Annotated in this window: 16 protein-coding genes; all 16 read left to right on the top strand. The window is 39.5% G+C overall.

Features of this window, described 5'->3' with window-relative positions:
- Positions 1 to 20: 20 nt before the first annotated feature.
- The 16 genes from atpD (at position 21) to LG329_RS08250 (ending at position 17,499) form a co-directional block, all read left to right on the top strand.
- The gene (atpD, locus tag LG329_RS08325) at positions 21 to 1,430 is read left to right on the top strand and encodes a F0F1 ATP synthase subunit beta (protein WP_404455838.1); all 1,410 of its coding nucleotides are present in this window, start codon (positions 21 to 23) and stop codon (positions 1,428 to 1,430) included.
- 117 nt (positions 1,431 to 1,547) lie between these two features.
- Complete coding sequence (locus LG329_RS08320) at positions 1,548 to 1,943, top strand: F0F1 ATP synthase subunit epsilon (protein WP_404455835.1); 396 nt, start codon at positions 1,548 to 1,550, stop codon at positions 1,941 to 1,943.
- Between the two features lie 314 nt (positions 1,944 to 2,257).
- Entirely contained in the window at positions 2,258 to 2,488 is a 231-nt protein-coding gene (locus LG329_RS08315) for a DUF1146 family protein (RefSeq protein WP_404455833.1), read from the top strand.
- 267 nt (positions 2,489 to 2,755) lie between these two features.
- Entirely contained in the window at positions 2,756 to 3,475 is a 720-nt protein-coding gene (locus LG329_RS08310) for a YwmB family TATA-box binding protein (RefSeq protein WP_404455830.1), read from the top strand.
- 33 nt (positions 3,476 to 3,508) lie between these two features.
- On the top strand, positions 3,509 to 4,831 hold the full coding sequence (gene murA / locus LG329_RS08305; RefSeq protein ID WP_404455827.1) for a UDP-N-acetylglucosamine 1-carboxyvinyltransferase: 1,323 nt from the start codon (positions 3,509 to 3,511) through the stop codon (positions 4,829 to 4,831).
- Between the two features lie 313 nt (positions 4,832 to 5,144).
- Positions 5,145 to 5,969, top strand: a complete 825-nt coding sequence (locus LG329_RS08300; RefSeq protein WP_404455825.1) for a M55 family metallopeptidase — start codon at positions 5,145 to 5,147, stop codon at positions 5,967 to 5,969.
- 214 nt (positions 5,970 to 6,183) lie between these two features.
- A complete protein-coding gene (locus tag LG329_RS08295) occupies positions 6,184 to 7,104 on the top strand; it encodes an LD-carboxypeptidase (RefSeq protein WP_404455822.1) in 921 nt (306 codons plus the stop codon).
- Positions 7,105 to 7,162: 58 nt separating this feature from the next.
- Positions 7,163 to 8,266, top strand: a complete 1,104-nt coding sequence (locus LG329_RS08290; protein ID WP_404455819.1) for a mandelate racemase/muconate lactonizing enzyme family protein — start codon at positions 7,163 to 7,165, stop codon at positions 8,264 to 8,266.
- The gene (locus LG329_RS08285) at positions 8,267 to 9,202 is read left to right on the top strand and encodes an NlpC/P60 family protein (protein WP_404455816.1); all 936 of its coding nucleotides are present in this window, start codon (positions 8,267 to 8,269) and stop codon (positions 9,200 to 9,202) included. It abuts the gene before it with no gap.
- A gap of 544 nt (positions 9,203 to 9,746) precedes the next feature.
- Positions 9,747 to 10,874: a stage II sporulation protein D gene (spoIID, locus tag LG329_RS08280; protein ID WP_404455813.1), complete on the top strand. Its 1,128-nt coding sequence runs from the start codon at positions 9,747 to 9,749 to the stop codon at positions 10,872 to 10,874.
- A gap of 226 nt (positions 10,875 to 11,100) precedes the next feature.
- The gene (locus LG329_RS08275; RefSeq protein WP_404455810.1) at positions 11,101 to 12,123 is read left to right on the top strand and encodes a peptidoglycan DD-metalloendopeptidase family protein; all 1,023 of its coding nucleotides are present in this window, start codon (positions 11,101 to 11,103) and stop codon (positions 12,121 to 12,123) included.
- A gap of 237 nt (positions 12,124 to 12,360) precedes the next feature.
- The gene (locus LG329_RS08270; protein ID WP_404455807.1) at positions 12,361 to 13,389 is read left to right on the top strand and encodes an AimR family lysis-lysogeny pheromone receptor; all 1,029 of its coding nucleotides are present in this window, start codon (positions 12,361 to 12,363) and stop codon (positions 13,387 to 13,389) included.
- A 596-nt stretch (positions 13,390 to 13,985) separates the two neighbouring features.
- On the top strand, positions 13,986 to 14,297 hold the full coding sequence (gene spoIIID / locus LG329_RS08265; RefSeq protein ID WP_404455804.1) for a sporulation transcriptional regulator SpoIIID: 312 nt from the start codon (positions 13,986 to 13,988) through the stop codon (positions 14,295 to 14,297).
- A gap of 487 nt (positions 14,298 to 14,784) precedes the next feature.
- A complete protein-coding gene (locus LG329_RS08260; protein WP_404455801.1) occupies positions 14,785 to 15,786 on the top strand; it encodes a rod shape-determining protein in 1,002 nt (333 codons plus the stop codon).
- Between the two features lie 68 nt (positions 15,787 to 15,854).
- Entirely contained in the window at positions 15,855 to 16,658 is an 804-nt protein-coding gene (locus tag LG329_RS08255) for a flagellar hook-basal body protein (RefSeq protein WP_404455798.1), read from the top strand.
- Between the two features lie 10 nt (positions 16,659 to 16,668).
- A complete protein-coding gene (locus LG329_RS08250; RefSeq protein ID WP_404455795.1) occupies positions 16,669 to 17,499 on the top strand; it encodes a flagellar hook-basal body protein in 831 nt (276 codons plus the stop codon).
- The last annotated feature ends 37 nt before the right edge of the window (positions 17,500 to 17,536 follow it).

Raw genomic sequence — 17,536 nt, 5'->3', positions numbered from 1 at the left:
GTTAGTAAGGAGGGAAATCGATGAGCATAGGACACATTACACAAGTTATGGGACCAGTAATCGATGTGAAGTTCGATGACGGGAATCTCCCAGAAATCTATAATGCAGTAACCGTAACGCTTAAAGGAAAAGATTCAGATGAGAGTTTTCTACTTACGTTAGAAGTTGCGCTTCATCTTGGAGACAACTCTGTTCGTACAATAGCAATGCAATCAACTGATGGTGTACAGCGTGGAATGGAAGCAGTAGATTTAGGTAGACCAATTACCGTACCGGTTGGTGAAGAAACACTTGGCCGCGTATTTAACGTATTAGGTGACAACATTGATCTTGATGAACCAATGGATGCGGGTATTCGTCGCGACCCAATTCACCGTGAGTCTCCTAAGTTTGAAAACTTAGCAACAGAAACAGAAGTATTAGAAACAGGAATTAAAGTAGTTGACCTTCTAGCACCTTATATTAAAGGTGGTAAAATCGGTTTGTTTGGTGGAGCTGGTGTAGGTAAAACTGTATTAATTCAAGAATTGATCAACAACATCGCACAAGAACATGGTGGTATTTCGGTGTTCGCAGGTGTTGGTGAACGTACACGTGAAGGTAATGACCTTTATTTCGAAATGAGCGATTCAGGGGTTATCAAGAAAACAGCGATGGTCTTCGGTCAAATGAACGAGCCACCTGGTGCACGTATGCGTGTAGCATTAACAGGCTTAACAATGGCTGAATATTTCCGTGATGAACAAGGTCAGGACGTACTATTATTCGTTGATAACATTTTCCGTTTCACACAAGCAGGTTCAGAGGTATCAGCATTACTTGGACGTATGCCATCTGCCGTTGGTTACCAGCCAACACTTGCAACAGAAATGGGACAGCTTCAAGAGCGTATTACGTCAACAGACAAAGGTTCAGTAACATCGATCCAGGCGATTTATGTACCTGCCGATGACTATACTGACCCGGCACCAGCAACAGTTTTTGCGCATTTAGATGCGACAACAAACTTAGATCGTAAATTATCTGAGCAAGGTATTTATCCAGCGGTAGATCCGCTAGCATCTACATCTCGTGCGCTTGACCCTGAGATTGTTGGTAACGACCACTATGAAGTTGCAACAGAAGTTCAACAGACTTTACAAAAGTACAAAGAACTTCAAGATATTATTGCAATTTTAGGTATGGATGAACTTTCAGACGAAGATAAACAAACTGTTTCCCGTGCACGTCGTATTCAGTTCTTCCTATCACAAAACTTCCACGTAGCTGAACAGTTTACTGGACAAAAAGGTTCTTATGTTCCTTTACAAGAAACTGTAAGTGGCTTCAAGGAAATACTTGATGGAAAACACGACGACCTACCAGAGGATGCATTCCGCCTGGTTGGACGCATTGAAGAAGTAGTCGAAAAAGCAAAAGAAACGGAATAAAACGACACCATGGTATACGTGCTTAACTGGTAGAGATTTCTCTGCCTAATGGACAAAGTTAGAGTTCAACCTCCGATCTTTGTCCTGCATAGTTACCTGTCGCTAGGAGGGGTTACATTGAAAACACTAACTGTGAGTGTTGTTACTCCTGATGGTCCAGTAATGGAAGATAGTTTTGAAATGGTAAGCTGTAAAGCAGAATTTGGGGAGCTTGGTATTCTTCCAGGACACATCCCTTTAGTCGCTCCACTATCCATAAGTGCTGTACGTTTAAAGCGCGGAAATGATGTGGAACGAGTTGCTGTCAGTGGTGGATTTCTTGAGGTGCGCCCAGATAAAGTGACAATACTTGCTCAATCTGCGGAAACACCTACTGAAATTGATGTAGAACGCGCCAAAGAATCAAAAACGCGCGCAGAACAACGCCTACAAACCAAACAAAACGATATCGACTTCCAACGGGCAGAATTAGCACTCAAACGAGCAATGAACCGATTGGACATCGCTCGTTAGCATGAAAAGTCTCTTATAACTTATGTTGTGAGAGGCTTTTTATTATTAAAAAGTTGACTATTGGCCAGTTATTATCACGTTATTTAAATATCCAATGATCTACTTTACAAAGGATAAGGTATCCACTCGAAATTTGGAGTTACACGATAAATATTCCCCGGGAAATATCGACAATAATCCCCCCACTTTCTACACATTTATTCCTGCGCAGACATCTCCATTTCGTTGACATTTTTATTTAATAATGGCAAAGTAGCAATGGGAAATATATAGTACGGATTTAGGGTATCATTCACTTAGAAGGAGAGAAAATAATGTTTTCATTTGGACAACTAGCAATTACTAGTATGCTTTCACATTTAATTTTTATCGCGATTACATGGCATGTGATGCAAACAATTAATTTTGATCCGCTCATACGTAAGGGTCGTGCATTAGAAGCGAGGATTTTATTGTTGTTTGTAACGATCGTTATTGGATCTGGCGTAAGTCGCTTCTTCCTTGACTTTCTTAACTGGTCACAAAACCTAACATATTTGTTTTAAAAATTGGATGTTAAGAAAAGCGAAAGCGCCCGTTAAGCGACGTATGGACTGGACTGAACCGAAGGAGATAAAGGAAACACGGTGAGCTAAAGCGAACCGATGTTGACTTATCGTACGGAGGTGAAGGAAGTCCACTAGGCGCTGGGCGCTGGAGCTAGACAGACTTTCATTTATACTTTCATTGCCTTCAATCAAATTTAATACAGTATTTTTTTCATTCCTCTTGTTCATACTAGATATATAGATTGACAAGGGGGATGTTTTTTTATGAGAAAAATAGCATTTATTTTTATACTAATATTATGTATGACAAACCAGGTATCGGCACATAATAAACTGATTACACAGGACGAAATGACCAATCTTGCGGATTTAACTATTGAGTCGAACCTGGAGATAGATAAGTGGCAAGTGACATTTAAAGAAAATATGCCAAAAGATAGATTACTAGGTTTTATTAAACAATTTAAAGATAGTTATATAGACTCTTATTCTGAAGATGAAAATATTATAAAATACACATTTAGGAACGTACAAAAAAATGCAGGTATTGTCGAAAATTATAGTATTGTCATTCCAAAAAATAGTAATTATAAACCTGAACTTATTTCTGTGATATCGGGTGATAATTGGAGTGAGGCTGTAAAAAGTAGATATTTGGAGTTGCAAGAATCAATCCTTCAACAATATTTCACAAACCGTTCAACAAAATTTGCTTGTCTGACAACTGTGAGTGATGGTATAATTAAAGGTGTGTATTTAGTTGATTTGTTAAAAGAAAAGTTGCAAATTCAACACATTTCAACACAAACTGACAATGTTGAAGAATCGATGAATAAAAAAGTAATTTACGGGTATACACCATCATGGCAACAAAAATTCACGATTTTAGGGAATCCCGTGAATGTAAATATTGCAATTACGAATACTACAAATGGAGAAACAAAAGTGACGGTAGGAACACCTATCCTGATTACTGAATATTAATATAGTGAAATTGGAACATAAGGAGATTGGATTATGGATAAGATCATCGTACGCGGTGGGAGTCAATTAAATGGTACTGTTAAGGTTGAAGGTGCTAAAAATGCTGTTCTTCCTGTTATCGCCGCAAGTATTTTAGCAAGTGAAGGAAAGAGTGTAATTACAGATGTTCCAACTCTTGCAGACGTATACACCATCAATGAGGTTATACGAAATATGAATGCTGATGTACAGTTTGAAAATAATACAGTTACAGTGGACGCGTCGCAACAATTAAAAACGGAGGCTCCGTTTGAATATGTTCGTAAAATGCGTGCATCTGTATTGGTATTAGGACCGCTCCTCACACGTTATGGTCATGCGAAGGTTGCAATGCCTGGAGGATGCGCAATTGGTTCACGTCCTATTGATTTGCATTTAAAAGGATTTGAAGCAATGGGTGCAAGTGTGCATGTTGGCAATGGCTTTGTTGAGGCAAATGTTTCTGGTCGTCTGAAAGGTGCAAAAATATACCTGGATGTACCAAGTGTTGGTGCAACTGAAAATATTATGATGGCAGCTGCATTAGCGGACGGAAAAACGATACTTGAAAACTGTGCAAAAGAACCTGAAATAGTTGACCTTGCTAACTATCTAAATAAAATGGGCGCTAAAATCGTTGGAGCTGGAACAGAAACAATCCGTATTGAAGGTGTTGAGTATCTTTATGGTACAGAACATCCTATTATCCCGGATCGAGTAGAAGCTGGATCATTCATGGTTGCAGCAGCAGTTACTGGTGGAAATGTTTTGATAGAGAATGCTGTAAGCGAACATTTACGTTCGGTAATTTCGAAACTAGAGGAAATGGACGTAATTGTGCAGGATGAGGATAATGGAATTCGTGTTATTGGTCCGAAAGTGTTAAAAGCAACAGACATTAAGACGTTACCACACCCAGGATTCCCAACTGATATGCAATCACAAATGATGGCACTTATGCTATGCGCAGAAGGTACAAGTGTTATTACGGAAACGGTTTTTGAAAACAGGTTCATGCATGTAGAAGAATTTCGTCGTATGAATGCAAAAATGAGAATTGAAGGTCGAAGTGTTATTATTGAAGGCCTTACAGATTTACAAGGTGCTGAAGTAGCGGCAACTGATTTGCGTGCTGCGGCAGCGTTAATTATTGCTGGCCTCAGAGCAGAAGGATTTACCCGTGTGACTGAATTAAAGCATCTTGATCGTGGATATGTTGATTTTGCAGGAAAACTTGCATCATTAGGTGCAGACATCGAACGTGTTGATGAAAATGGCGATGTAGTTGATACGTTTCAACAGGAAAGTACTAATCATAACTCAATGGTAACGAAATAATCTTATACGTAACCCCAACAGGTGAAGCTATTATATGCTTCATCTGTTTTTTGTACATTTATATATCTAGCTACAGTGGCCATTGCCTAGTGCCCTTCTGACTCCTCCTTACGATAAGTCAACATCGAATCGCTAACGCTTTTCGTGTTTCCTATATCTCATACGGCGCCATACAGGTCATACGGCAATTACGGCCACTTACGCCTTTAAGTTTAGTATTACCAATTTTTTATTATTATATTCATAGAAAAATAACTATTTTTACTATAGTCTAAATATATAGCATTTAATATAAAACTTGGGAGGATTAGTTATGAAACTATATATATCAGTAGACATGGAAGGGATTACAGGATTACCTGATGACACATATGTGGATTCCAACAAACATAATTATGACCGGGGACGTAAAATTATGACTGACGAAACGAATTATGTAATTGATGCGGGGTATAAATTCGGGTGCTCTGAAATAGTTATTAATGACAGCCATTCAAAAATGAACAACCTATTGATCGACCAACTGCATCCAGATGCACTGTTAATTACAGGTGATGTCAAACCGTTCTCTATGATGCAAGGATTTGATGACTCTTACGAGGGAGCAATGTTTGTAGGATACCATGCTAGAGCAGGTCAATTCGGTGTCATGTCGCATGCCATGATTCACGCGGTCAGGAATTTTTTCATCAATGATAAACCAATTGGTGAACTCGGGTTAAATGCATATGTTGCAGGACATTATGGGGTGCCAATTCTTATGGTTGCAGGTGACGACCAGGCGGCAAAGGAAGCTGAAGAACTAATACCTAATGTTACAACTGCCGCGGTTAAACAAACCGTTTCAAGGTCATCTGTCAAAAGCCTCACACCAAAAAAAGCTGGGGAACTTTTAACCGAAAAAGTAACACAGGCTCTGGAAAACCGGCACAATGTTAAACCTTTAACACCGCCAGAAAATCCAACGTTGAAAATTGAGTTCTCAAATTATGGGCAAGCAGAATGGGCAAATTTAATGCCCGGGACAACGATTGAGCCTGGAACTACAATCGTAAAATTTGAAGCAAAGGATATTTTAGAAGCGTATCAAGCAATGCTTGTAATGACGGAGCTAGCGATGCGTACGTCCTTTTCATAGAAGATGCTACATTATGTGTTAAAAGGTTTCCGATGATGATCCTAACGTTTGGATCATCGTCATGCCTTAATATTCTGCTACCTGCAATTCCTTCCCTTCTCAAAATCAACCGCAACTTTGATTTTGGGCCATCCATTAAACAACTCAAGGAACAGTAAATTTCCTGTGGATCTGGAATGGCGGATATCTTAATACCCAAAAAGGAGGGCAAACCATGCTACGACCACAACGGCTTCAATCAGGTGATACAATCGGTGTCATCGCACCGGCTAGTCCACCAAATCTAGCAAACTTGAATCGTGCTATTCCTGTTTTTGAAAAAATGGGACTCAGCGTCGTACTTGGAAAGAAAATAAAAAAGGTCCATGGCTATTTAGCCGGAACAGATGACGAGCGGCTAAGTGACCTGCACGACATGTTCGCGGATCCAACGATTAAGGCAATTATTTTTGCTTGCGGAGGATATGGAACAGGACGAATTGCGCAAGATATTGACTTTGATATGATCAAACATAATCCAAAAATTATGTGGGGCTATAGTGATATTACCTTTTTACATACAGCGATCCACCAGGCTACTGGGCTCGTAACGTTTCATGGGTCAATGCTCGCTTCTGACGTGGGCAAAGATAGTTTTCTGGACTTATCTTTAAAACAATTTGATCAACTATTCCAGCCGACAACTCTCATTTATTCACAAATTGCCTCAAAGCTCGAGGTCATCAATCATGGAAATGCAACAGCACCAATTGTCGGAGGTAATTTATCGTTACTGGCAAGTGCAGTTGGAACTCCATATGAAATCGATACAAAAGGAAAAATGTTGTTGATAGAAGACGTAGATGAGGAGCCATATAGGGTGGATGGCATGCTAAACCAGCTAAAGCAGGCGGGTAAGTTAGCGGATGCAGCTGGTATTCTTGTCGGAGACTTTTCAAATGCGGAGCCTAAGAAAGAGAAGGCATCCTTATCATTGGAACAAGTCTTTCAAGATTATTTTAACAATCTATCAATCCCTGTCATGTCGGGCTTTAAAATAGGGCATTGCCAACCACATTTAGCTATACCATTAGGCACTAGAGCAACAATGTCTACATATGATAAAATAGTAAAAATTGATCCAGGAGTACATTAGAAAAGCGGAAGCGACATATGGGCGCTAGAACCAGACACAGTAGAAAGTAGGCGGAAAAATGATCATCGAAAAAATCGAAACTCTTAATCTCGCTGTGCCGTTGCATACACCATTCAAAACAGCACTAAGGACGGTAACGGTTGCTGAAACAGTTGTTGTAAAGATCACCTGTGACAATGGTGTTGTAGGCTTTGGAGAAGCGCCTCCAACCCATGTCATTACAGGTGATAGCCTTGCGAGTATTGATTATGCGGTTACAAAAATAATAACACCTCAACTAATCGGACAATCATTGCTTCAGAGCGAACGAATTTTTGAAAAAATACATGCCGCATTGGTGGGTAATTCGAGCGCCAAAGCAGCTGTTGATATAGCGTTGTATGATTGCCTTGCACAACAGGCGAATTCACCTCTTGCACAGTATTTAGGTGGATACCATGAGCGAATTGAGACGGATTATACGGTAAGTGTGAACAGCCCACAGCAAATGGCTGCAGATGCCGAAGATTATTGCAAGAAGGGTTTTACTGTATTGAAAGTGAAGGTTGGTAAGGATGAAATCGCAACAGATATCAAACGGATCACAGCAATCCGTGAAAAGATTGGAAATGACGTATTAATTAGACTTGACGCGAACCAAGGCTGGAAACCGAAAGAAGCGGTTCGGGCAATTAATGAAATGGAACAAAGTGGCCTTGCGATTGAGCTAGTTGAACAGCCTGTAAAAGCGCATGATATACAAGGGTTAAAATATGTAACAGACAACACAGATACAATGATCATGGCCGATGAAAGTGTATTTTCACCAAGAGATGCAAAACGCATTCTAGAAACGTGCAGCGCCGATTTGATCAACATCAAATTAATGAAGGCTGGCGGGATTCACGAAGCAATGAAGATTGCAAAACTAGCAGACGTGTATGGCGTAGAATGCATGGTTGGAAGTATGATAGAAACGAAAATTGGTATTACTGCTGCAGCCAATTTCGCGGCAAGCCAGCCAAACATCACTCGTTTTGATTTTGACGCACCTTTAATGCTCTCCGGTGACGTAATCGAAGGCGGTATCGAATATGAGGGAAAACAAATTCATCTAAATGATGCACCAGGATTAGGAATAGCTAAGCTCAAGGAAGATTTTCTGCAGAAAGGGATGGACTAAATGACTAATCAAACGTTTGATGAAGGGACAGTTTGGGTAACGGCAGTGCAGGTTGCGACGGTTTGGACAACAAAGGAGTCAGCACGTGGAATTGATGAACCGGGCCTAACTAATCCAACCGATATCGACCGTTGGGTTACAAAATTAACACAAGAACAGAAAACAGCTTTGTGTAATGAAAACCGCGTACAATCACAGCTTTTATATGGAGAAGTAGTTCAGGTCACGGAAATCGAAGGGGATTGGGCGCATGTTGTAATTCCCGCACAACCTTCGAAAAAAGATCCAAGTGGCTACCCGGGCTGGGTCCCATTGGCACAGCTTCAAGAGGTAGAAAAGGATTATTGGAATCGACCAAAATCTGCTGCAATTATAACGAAGAAAGCATGGCTCGAAAAGGATAAAGGTGAAAAAGTTGTAAAATTAAGCTATATGACATGCCTGCCTATTGTGAATCAGCATCCGAAAAGGATTGAGGTAGCGACACCTAACGGCACAATGTTTTTGCCTAATGAGGCAGTACATATTTATGGAACGCAACAAGGAATGGAAAAAAAGAATGGTGATGAAATCGTAAAGATTGGAGAACAATTCTTGGATCTCGACTATTTCTGGGGAGGCATGAGCTCCTTTGGTTATGACTGCTCGGGCTTCAGTTATGCGACACATAAGGCTTGCGGCTATCAGATTCCACGTGACGCATCAGATCAGGCAGAAGCGGGAGCGCCTGTTGATGTTGAAAATCTTTTACCGGGTGATCTATTGTTTTTTGCTTATGAAGAAGGAAAAGGAAAATTACATCATGTTGGCATTTATTATGGAAATGGCAACATGATCCATTCACGTACTAATGGAAAATCGGTTGAAATCATTGAATTAAAAGGAACAATTTATGAAAAAGAATTGTGTGCTACCAGACGTTACTGGGTGGAATAAGGGGAATTACCTTTAATTAGTTGAGCGAGAGTAGGACTAGGAATAGGACAGATTTTTGATCGGCGGATAAATCTTGAAGTTGGCAGTTATATTTTGATATCGGCAGTTATATTTTTAAAATGGCGGTTATATTTTAATAACGGCCGATATTGTTGTAGATTGGCCGATATCAGTGCTGATCGGAGGATAAATGTTTTATAAGTAGTCTGTCATAACTATGTTTACCAGGGAAACCAAGGATAAACAGCTGTATGTTCTCATGTTTAAAGACCGGGTTGGGGATGCCCGGTTTTTCTATATACACCTCGCGATGACAGTTATAAAACCAATAAATAGTCGACTCCATCCACACCAACTACCAACATTAAAATCCAATTTTTTGTTCTATTGTTTTGAAAAAATGTATACGTTTAATAGTAGATATACTAGAAGGAGATTGCTGATTTTGCACTTCGCCATTCGCTATAAAGACGGCATATATGGCGGGTTTTACTAAGCAACCAATCCAACATACACCATCCATTTTAACAAAAGGAGGCAATCAATGAACAAATCATCTAAAAAACGGAAACAAAACACTTATGCTTATATAAAGCGAAAGAAGGCACTTAAATATAAGCAGAATTTTAATCAATCGCAGCATTTTAAAGGCGCGGGTGTTACATCACTTTTAAAAAGCCCAAGTTTCTTGATCATTGGAAGTTTGATTATGATCATACTGATAATGCCGACACTTATTGTAGCTCCTTTTATTCATATGGACGATCAGGAGGCAATTACAGATAAAATCGAACAGCAGACCCCACAGCTGAAAACAAGCGATTCACCATTTTCGGTAGCGGTGATGCGTGCCAGTTCGGAACAGGTTGAGGACATCCCGTTGGAAGAATATGTGGCGGGTGTCGTAGCATCGGAAATGCCTGCAGGGTTTGAACTTGAAGCATTAAAAGCACAGGCACTTGCTGCTAGAACTTATGTCGTGTCACACATGCTTCATCAGCCAGAGAATGCCGACTCTACTGTTACCGATACTGTTCAGCACCAGGTATACAAAGATGAGCAGGAGTTACGAAGAATTTGGGGTACAGATTTTGATTGGAAGATGACCAAGATTAATAAAGCAGTAGCGGAAACTAAAGGAGAAATCCTTACCTATAAAGAGGAGCCGATTGAGCCGGCATTTTTCTCGACTAGTAACGGATACACGGAAAACTCAGAGGATTACTGGCCAAACAAGTTCGCTTATTTACGTAGCGTTCCAAGCCCATGGGACAAAAATTCACCTGAGTTTTTAGAACAAAAAACGATACCAATTACAGAAGTTGAAGAGGAGCTTGCAATCGACATTCCAAGCAGTGAAAAATTGTCACTAAAAATTTCACGGACTGATGGCAAACGTGTGGATCAAATTAAAATTGCGGATAAAACTTTTTCAGGTAGAGATGTAAGAGAAAAGCTAGAATTGAGATCGAGTGACTTTACTATAGAAAAGAAAAATGATCATTTAATTTTTACTACTGAGGGTTATGGACACGGAGTAGGCATGAGTCAGTACGGTGCAAACGGTATGGCCAAAGAAGGTAAAGGCTACAAAGAAATACTAACTTATTATTATCAAGGGGTAAAAATAAGTAAGGTCACTGAAACTGCTCCAACTTTGGTTTCAAGGTAAATAAGAAAAGCGCAAGCGCCTTGGTCACCCCCGACTTAAAACCTCAGGCGGGCTAGGGCGCTTGCGCTAGACAGATAAACGCCAAAGTTTTATACTTTCTTTCCCTAAAATAAATCACATAATTAGCGGGTTTTCTACAAACACTACTCGGTTATACAAAATTTTTTTTCTTCCATGTATATAATTTCCTTTTTCTGATCAGAATGGTTGTTGAGGTGATGATCATATGAAAGAGGAAAATAATGGCGGTTCAAAAAAGTGGAGCCGTGTATTTCGTAAGAAGTGGTTTTTCCCAGCAGTTTATTTAACGGTAGCTGCACTCCTACTAACGTTCGTTGTGTGGTATCAGAATCTGGAAAATCAAATTCCTGCACAAGATGGCCAGGAATCAACTGATACAGCAACAGATCCGTTTGATGAGGAAGCACAACCGGTACTGGAGCAACAAGAGGTTGTTAAAATGCCTGTGAGTAATCAAGATCAAGCAGAAATCGTAACTAAATTCTATGACTACAGCGCAGACGAAAAAACCAAGGAAAGTGCGCTTGTTCTTTACAACAGCAGGTATTACCAGAGCACAGGTATCGATATTGCAACTGCAAGCGGAGAAACGTTCGATGTAACAGCATCATTAAGTGGTACGGTTGAAAATGTAGAAGAAGATCCATTATTGGGAAATGTAGTAACACTATCCCACGACAGTGATCTTAAAACCTACTATGCTAGTCTTGGAGAAGTGAATGTTAAGGCTGGGGATAACGTTAAGCAAGGTGATGTACTAGGAACTGCTGGTCAAAACATATTCGGTAAGGAAGACGCTGTTCACGTCCACTTTGAAATCCGAAAAGATGGAGAACCAGTAAATCCGGAAGAGTATTTCAACCAACCGGTAAGCTCAGTTAAAGTCGAAGAAGAGACAAAATCAGACGGTGAAGAGAAAGGTAGTGATGCTACATCAGAAGAGTCAGATGAGCAATCTACTACACCGGAAGAAGAAACTAGTGGAACACCGGACGATGCTACTAATTCAGAAGATGGTAGCGAAGCACCAGAAACTGAATCACCAGATGGTTCTATCGAACAGGACGAAGGAATTACTCCAGATGATTCTACTAATCAGGACGAAGGAAATACTCCTGATGACTCTACCAACCAGGACGAAGAAATGACTCCTGACGATTCAACAAACCAAGAAGACGGTCAGTCGAGTGATGAAGCAGAGTCATCTGCATCAAGTGCTAGTGCATAAAATTACTAAAAAATAGCCTTTTTTAACTAAAGGGCTATTTTTTTTTGCACTTTGATAGAAAAAAATTTGTATAAATAAATAAGGCATAAGGCACTGGTAAATGGCGATAGACCTGTCTTTTTATTTTAATTGTTCAGAATTTGTCGAAGGAATAGGTCTATCTATCTATGGAATATATGGTACGATATATCATGGTTTAAGAAAAGTTTTTAAAAGTAAGGGGAATGAAACAGTAATATGACTACCGCAACAATAACTAAGTCTATACTTTCCATCACCAACGATGGTAAGTTGTCTCTTGAACACGTGATTTCCATGTTATCAACGCAGCACGATGAGCAAACAGTACTAGAATTAGTTCGAAAATTATGCCTGCAAAGCAATAGAAACGAGATTATGAAAAAAGGCTTGGAGTTTCTGTACATGAATGGCTTTTATGAGGATTTGCAAGATCTGATACATAAAAATAGCGAATCACCTATGAAGTCGAATAATCAATGGGCAGCAATCTACCAATTGATGCTAGATCGAAAGCTCAACCTTATTACACCACATGAAATCATACACCACGCAACAATTCTCAACAGTGATGAACCAGAAGTATTATGTTTAAAAGAGTTTGTGAAGATTATGGCTTACTATGACATGCATGAATTTGGGAAATTGGGTAACTTCCTAGATTTACAAATGAATTTATTTGACTCTATAAATGATTCATTTCTACTTTCCTATTTTAGGATACGGATGTATGAGGCATTATTCGTCTACTATTGGGTCAAGAATGAGCTCATTATGGCAAGAAAATATGCCTTTCGAGTAATAAATTTGACTCAAAACCCGAATACAAAAGCAGCTATAAATATAAATTTAGCCCTGACCTACACATTTGATACCTACCAACAAGGCATGTACCATCTCAAGGAAGGACAAAAGATTTCAAATGAGCATGGTTTAGTGTATAACATCGAAATTATTGAAAACTTTAACATCCCATTTCTTTCAGCGCACCATAAAAAGGTTGAAGGAATTTCAACTTACGACATAAGCGAAAAAGCCCATATCGAAATTGCTAAAGGGAACCATAGAAAAGCAGAAAGTTACTTAAGGGATATGTCAATAAGTTCGCCTTTTCAAATGTATTATTTGGGACTAGCTACTAACGATAAAAATTTATTATATCAATCGTATAACTATTTCATTGAAAAGCGGAGCGATCATTTCTTTAGTAAATTGCCTATTTTGGCATTACGAGAGATGGGTGCTTAATTTAAATTGCTTTCTTAGAAGACGAAAGGGGCGTCATGATGGGGGAAATTGGAGCATTTTTTACAAGCGTTGTAACTACTTTTAGTAATTCAGTAGGGGTAACACCTGATCCATGTATCCATGTTGACGATCCAGGATATGGAGATTTAGATTGATGGTATGAATTAAGAGAAAGCTTTCTGTATATGCAGAGGGCTTTTTTTTATGTTTTGCAAGTGTTTTTTACCTGCATTTTTGCTCCTTTGTACCATTTTTCTAAAAATACTTCTTGTCCCTTATGGAAAAGGGATAAATTTAATCATAAACGGCTCTTTTAAGTAATAAAATGTTACAAACCAAGCATTCAGTAATGTCTGAGGTGAGAGCTTGTGTGGCATGTAGGAAACCGTAGTAACTAACCCCCTATACATATATTTTATACGATATAAATTCATGTAAGTGTGCTGAACTTGTTTCGTATAGTCTGACATCTGTAAAAGCGTTTTTATTTTCAGTACATGAATTCGTTCCTTAAAAAAAGAATACTGCCACAAACTAAAAGAATCACCTTGTCTCATTTCACACCTCGGAATTATCAACTTAGGGAGGCGAATGGTGTGCACGATTACATCAAAGAAAGGACAATCAGGATAGGCATTCATATCGTGGAGACGAGGAAGACCGTCCGAATGATAGCAAAGGAATTTGGTGTATCCAAAAGCACAGTCCACAAAGATCTGACAGAACGCTTACCAGAAATCAATCCAAAACTCGCAAATCAAGTTAAGGATATTCTCGAATACCACAAAGCAATTCGACATCTCCGCGGAGGTGAAGCAACCCGAAAAAAATATAAAATCAAAACCGGGAGCGCTACACAAATCAAACTCGATCCCAAAAACGCCACAACCATCAAACCAGTAGGATAATGACGTGGGCAATGACCCAAAAACTCAGGCTTTTATGAGCTGAGTTTTTTTGGGGTTGTGGTTGGGTGCTGGTATTATGGTGGTTGCTTGATCCAGGCTTGGCATTTCTGCTCGGGATATCCGCCGATTTAAGTACATATCCGCCATTCCTGGGGTTTATCTGCCGTTCTGAGAATATAACCGCCAATTTTAAAATATAACTGCCAATATAAAAATATAACCGCCATTAATCAAATATAACCGCCAATCCACAAATATATCCGCCAATCCAACCCCGCAAGCACGAACCATGAATCACGGATAATTGCTGCCCTCGCACAATCCAACCATCCACATCAAAAGTCCTATCCGCACATAGTCAAAAAACCCCGCATAATTTTGGTTTTTTTGCATTAATTTTAAAGATTTTGTGGTAAAATATAATATTAGTAGCATTGTGTTCGTTGATAATGTGAGATAGTAATTGCGACAGGGAGGATCTTGATTAATGTTTTCTCGTGATATTGGAATTGACCTTGGAACTGCCAATGTTTTAATTCATGTAAAAGGTAAAGGAATCGTATTAAATGAACCATCAGTTGTAGCGATGGATAAGAATACTGGAAAAGTTTTGGAAGTAGGCGAAGCTGCGCGTCGTATGGTTGGACGTACACCAGGAAATATTGAAGCCATTCGTCCATTGAAAGATGGGGTTATTGCTGACTTTGATGTAACAGAAGCGATGTTAAAGCATTTTATAAATAAAATTAATGTTCGTGGAGTTTTGTCAAAACCGAGAATGTTGATATGCTGCCCAACTAATATTACAAAGGTTGAGCAAAAAGCTATTAGAGAAGCTGCGGAGAAATCAGGCGGTAAGAAAATTTATTTAGAAGAAGAACCAAAAGTTGCAGCAATCGGTGCTGGGATGGAAATTTTCCAACCAAGCGGAAATATGGTTGTTGATATCGGTGGGGGAACTACTGACGTAGCAGTTCTTTCAATGGGTGATATTGTTACTGCTGAGTCAATCAAAATGGCTGGTGACAAATTTGACGCTGAGATTCTTCAATACATAAAAAAGAAATATAAATTGCTTATTGGCGAGCGTACGGCGGAAAATATAAAGATTAATGTTGCAACAGTATTCGGAAATTCCCGTAAAGAAGAAATGGATATTCGCGGGCGTGATATGGTGTCTGGATTGCCGCGCACGATTACGGTTTATTCAGGTGAAATTTCTGGTGCATTACAAGAATCAGTTAATTTAATTACGCAAGGTGCCAAAAAAGTATTGGAACGTACACCACCTGAACTATCAGCGGACATCATTGACCGCGGAGTTATTTTGACAGGCGGTGGAGCATTGGTCCACGGAATTGACCAATTGCTTGCTGAAGAATTAAAGGTACCTGTATTTTTATCGGACGAGCCAATGAATTGTGTTGCTAGAGGAACAGGAATCATGCTTGAAAACATTGATAAAATTGAGCGTAAAAAAATCATATAATTTTTTGTGTTTGCCATATATATAATAGGTATTCGTATTTTTCCAATCAACAAAGGGGGTTGAACGTTTTGCTTCGAGGATTTTATACTGCAGCAAGTGGAATGATTGCACAGCAAAGACGTCAGGAGGCATTAGCAAATAATATTGCCAATGTGAATACGCCAGGCTATAAAGCAGATCAGCCAACATTACGTGCATTTCCTGAATTATTAATGAAGCAAATGGGGTCCACAGAGCTGCCGACTGAACGTGGCTTTAACATTCCTGGAAACCATCCTATTGGAACACTGAACACTGGTGTTTATGTGCAGGAAAATGTACCGAAGTTTGTCCAGGGAGATATTCGTGAGACTGGAATATCGACTGATATGGCTTTGATTAATGGTGTTCTACCAGACGAGAGTGGTGCTCTGTTCTTCACTGTGCAAAACGAAGCAGGTGAACAGCGTTATACACGAAATGGTAATTTTACCGTTGATGGACAAGGCTTTTTAGTCACTAATCAAGGCTATTATGTACTGGATCAAGCTGGTAACCGAATTCAAACAAATGGTCATGATTTTACGGTGACTCAAGATGGAAACGTTCAAGTAGATGGACAAAATATCCCCCTTGGAATTTCATATACTGCGGATGCCGCTCAAATGGCAAAAGAGGGAAATGGATTGTTCACGGGCGAGGCTGGAGCAGTTCCGCCTGGCGCAACGTATACGATTCAACAAGGATTTTTAGAACAATCAAATGTTGATTCATTACAGGCGATGACACAAATGATGGAGTCATACCGCATGTTTGAAACAAATCAACGCGTCTTAAAAGCATATGATGAGAGTATGTCAAAAGCAGTTAATGAAGTCGGACGACTAGGTTAGGAGGGCTTTCATGTCAAGAACAATGATCCAAGCAGCAGTAACGATGAATCAGCTGCAAAATAAACTCGATTTGATTGGGAACAATTTAGCAAACAGCCAAACGACAGGCTATAAGAGTCGCAATGCTGAGTTTTCATCTTTATTGTTTCAACAAATTAACAACATGACTGATCCTGCTAATGCGGAAGGTCGTTTAACACCTGATGGCGTTAGGATTGGAACGGGCGCGATGCTCGGATCAACCAATATCAATTTGACACAAGGTGCGATTAAAGAAACTGGGCGTGGACTTGATACGGCACTTCTTAATAAAAATCATCTATTCCAAATTCAAGTGACAGAAAATGGCGTTGACGAAACACGTTATACTCGTTCAGGTGCATTTTACTTATCACCAGTGAACGACAATCAAGCTGTCATGCTGACGACAAATGATGGAAATCCTGTATTAGGTGAAAATGGCCCAATCGTTATTCCATCAGGATTTGATTCCATTTCGATTCGTGACAATGGACAAATTGTTGTAACTCGTGGGAATCAAACATTAGAAGCTGGAAGGCTTTCTATTGTTGAAGCGGTTCGTCCAAGATTGCTCGAAGCAACTGGTCAGAATGCATTTCGTTTACCAGATCTTCAGGGATTAGGTTATAATCAAAATGAGATTATACAAGCAACCAATCAAAATGATACACTGTTAAAAAGTGGAGCATTGGAACAATCCAATGTTGATATATCGAAAGAAATGACGGACCTAATTATGGCACAACGTTCGTATCAATTTAATGCCAAGACCATTTCAATGAGCGATCAAATGATGGGCCTAGTCAACCAACTAAGATAAATGAAGTAATGTGAACAATTGCAAGAGAGTTAGGAGA

It is taken from the genome of Virgibacillus necropolis (genome assembly GCF_044793635.1).
Taxonomy (GTDB): Bacteria; Bacillota; Bacilli; order Bacillales; family Amphibacillaceae; genus Virgibacillus_F; species Virgibacillus_F necropolis_A.
The sequence above is the reverse complement of the archived record's forward strand: the minus strand, read 5'-3'. Positions and strand labels throughout refer to the sequence as shown.

Bases quoted from the DNA above. Each gene is read 5' to 3' on its own strand.
- LG329_RS08295 (WP_404455822.1), top strand. From the start codon at position 6,184: ATGCTACGACCACAACGGCTTCAATCAGGTGATACAATCGGTGTCATC.
- LG329_RS08260 (WP_404455801.1), top strand. From the start codon at position 14,785: ATGTTTTCTCGTGATATTGGAATTGACCTTGGAACTGCCAATGTTTTA.
- spoIID (WP_404455813.1), top strand. From the start codon at position 9,747: ATGAACAAATCATCTAAAAAACGGAAACAAAACACTTATGCTTATATA.
- atpD (WP_404455838.1), top strand. From the start codon at position 21: ATGAGCATAGGACACATTACACAAGTTATGGGACCAGTAATCGATGTG.
- LG329_RS08310 (WP_404455830.1), top strand. From the start codon at position 2,756: ATGAGAAAAATAGCATTTATTTTTATACTAATATTATGTATGACAAAC.
- LG329_RS08290 (WP_404455819.1), top strand. From the start codon at position 7,163: ATGATCATCGAAAAAATCGAAACTCTTAATCTCGCTGTGCCGTTGCAT.
- LG329_RS08300 (WP_404455825.1), top strand. From the start codon at position 5,145: ATGAAACTATATATATCAGTAGACATGGAAGGGATTACAGGATTACCT.
- LG329_RS08275 (WP_404455810.1), top strand. From the start codon at position 11,101: ATGAAAGAGGAAAATAATGGCGGTTCAAAAAAGTGGAGCCGTGTATTT.
- LG329_RS08315 (WP_404455833.1), top strand. From the start codon at position 2,258: ATGTTTTCATTTGGACAACTAGCAATTACTAGTATGCTTTCACATTTA.
- LG329_RS08270 (WP_404455807.1), top strand. From the start codon at position 12,361: ATGACTACCGCAACAATAACTAAGTCTATACTTTCCATCACCAACGAT.
- murA (WP_404455827.1), top strand. From the start codon at position 3,509: ATGGATAAGATCATCGTACGCGGTGGGAGTCAATTAAATGGTACTGTT.
- LG329_RS08285 (WP_404455816.1), top strand. From the start codon at position 8,267: ATGACTAATCAAACGTTTGATGAAGGGACAGTTTGGGTAACGGCAGTG.
- LG329_RS08250 (WP_404455795.1), top strand. From the start codon at position 16,669: ATGTCAAGAACAATGATCCAAGCAGCAGTAACGATGAATCAGCTGCAA.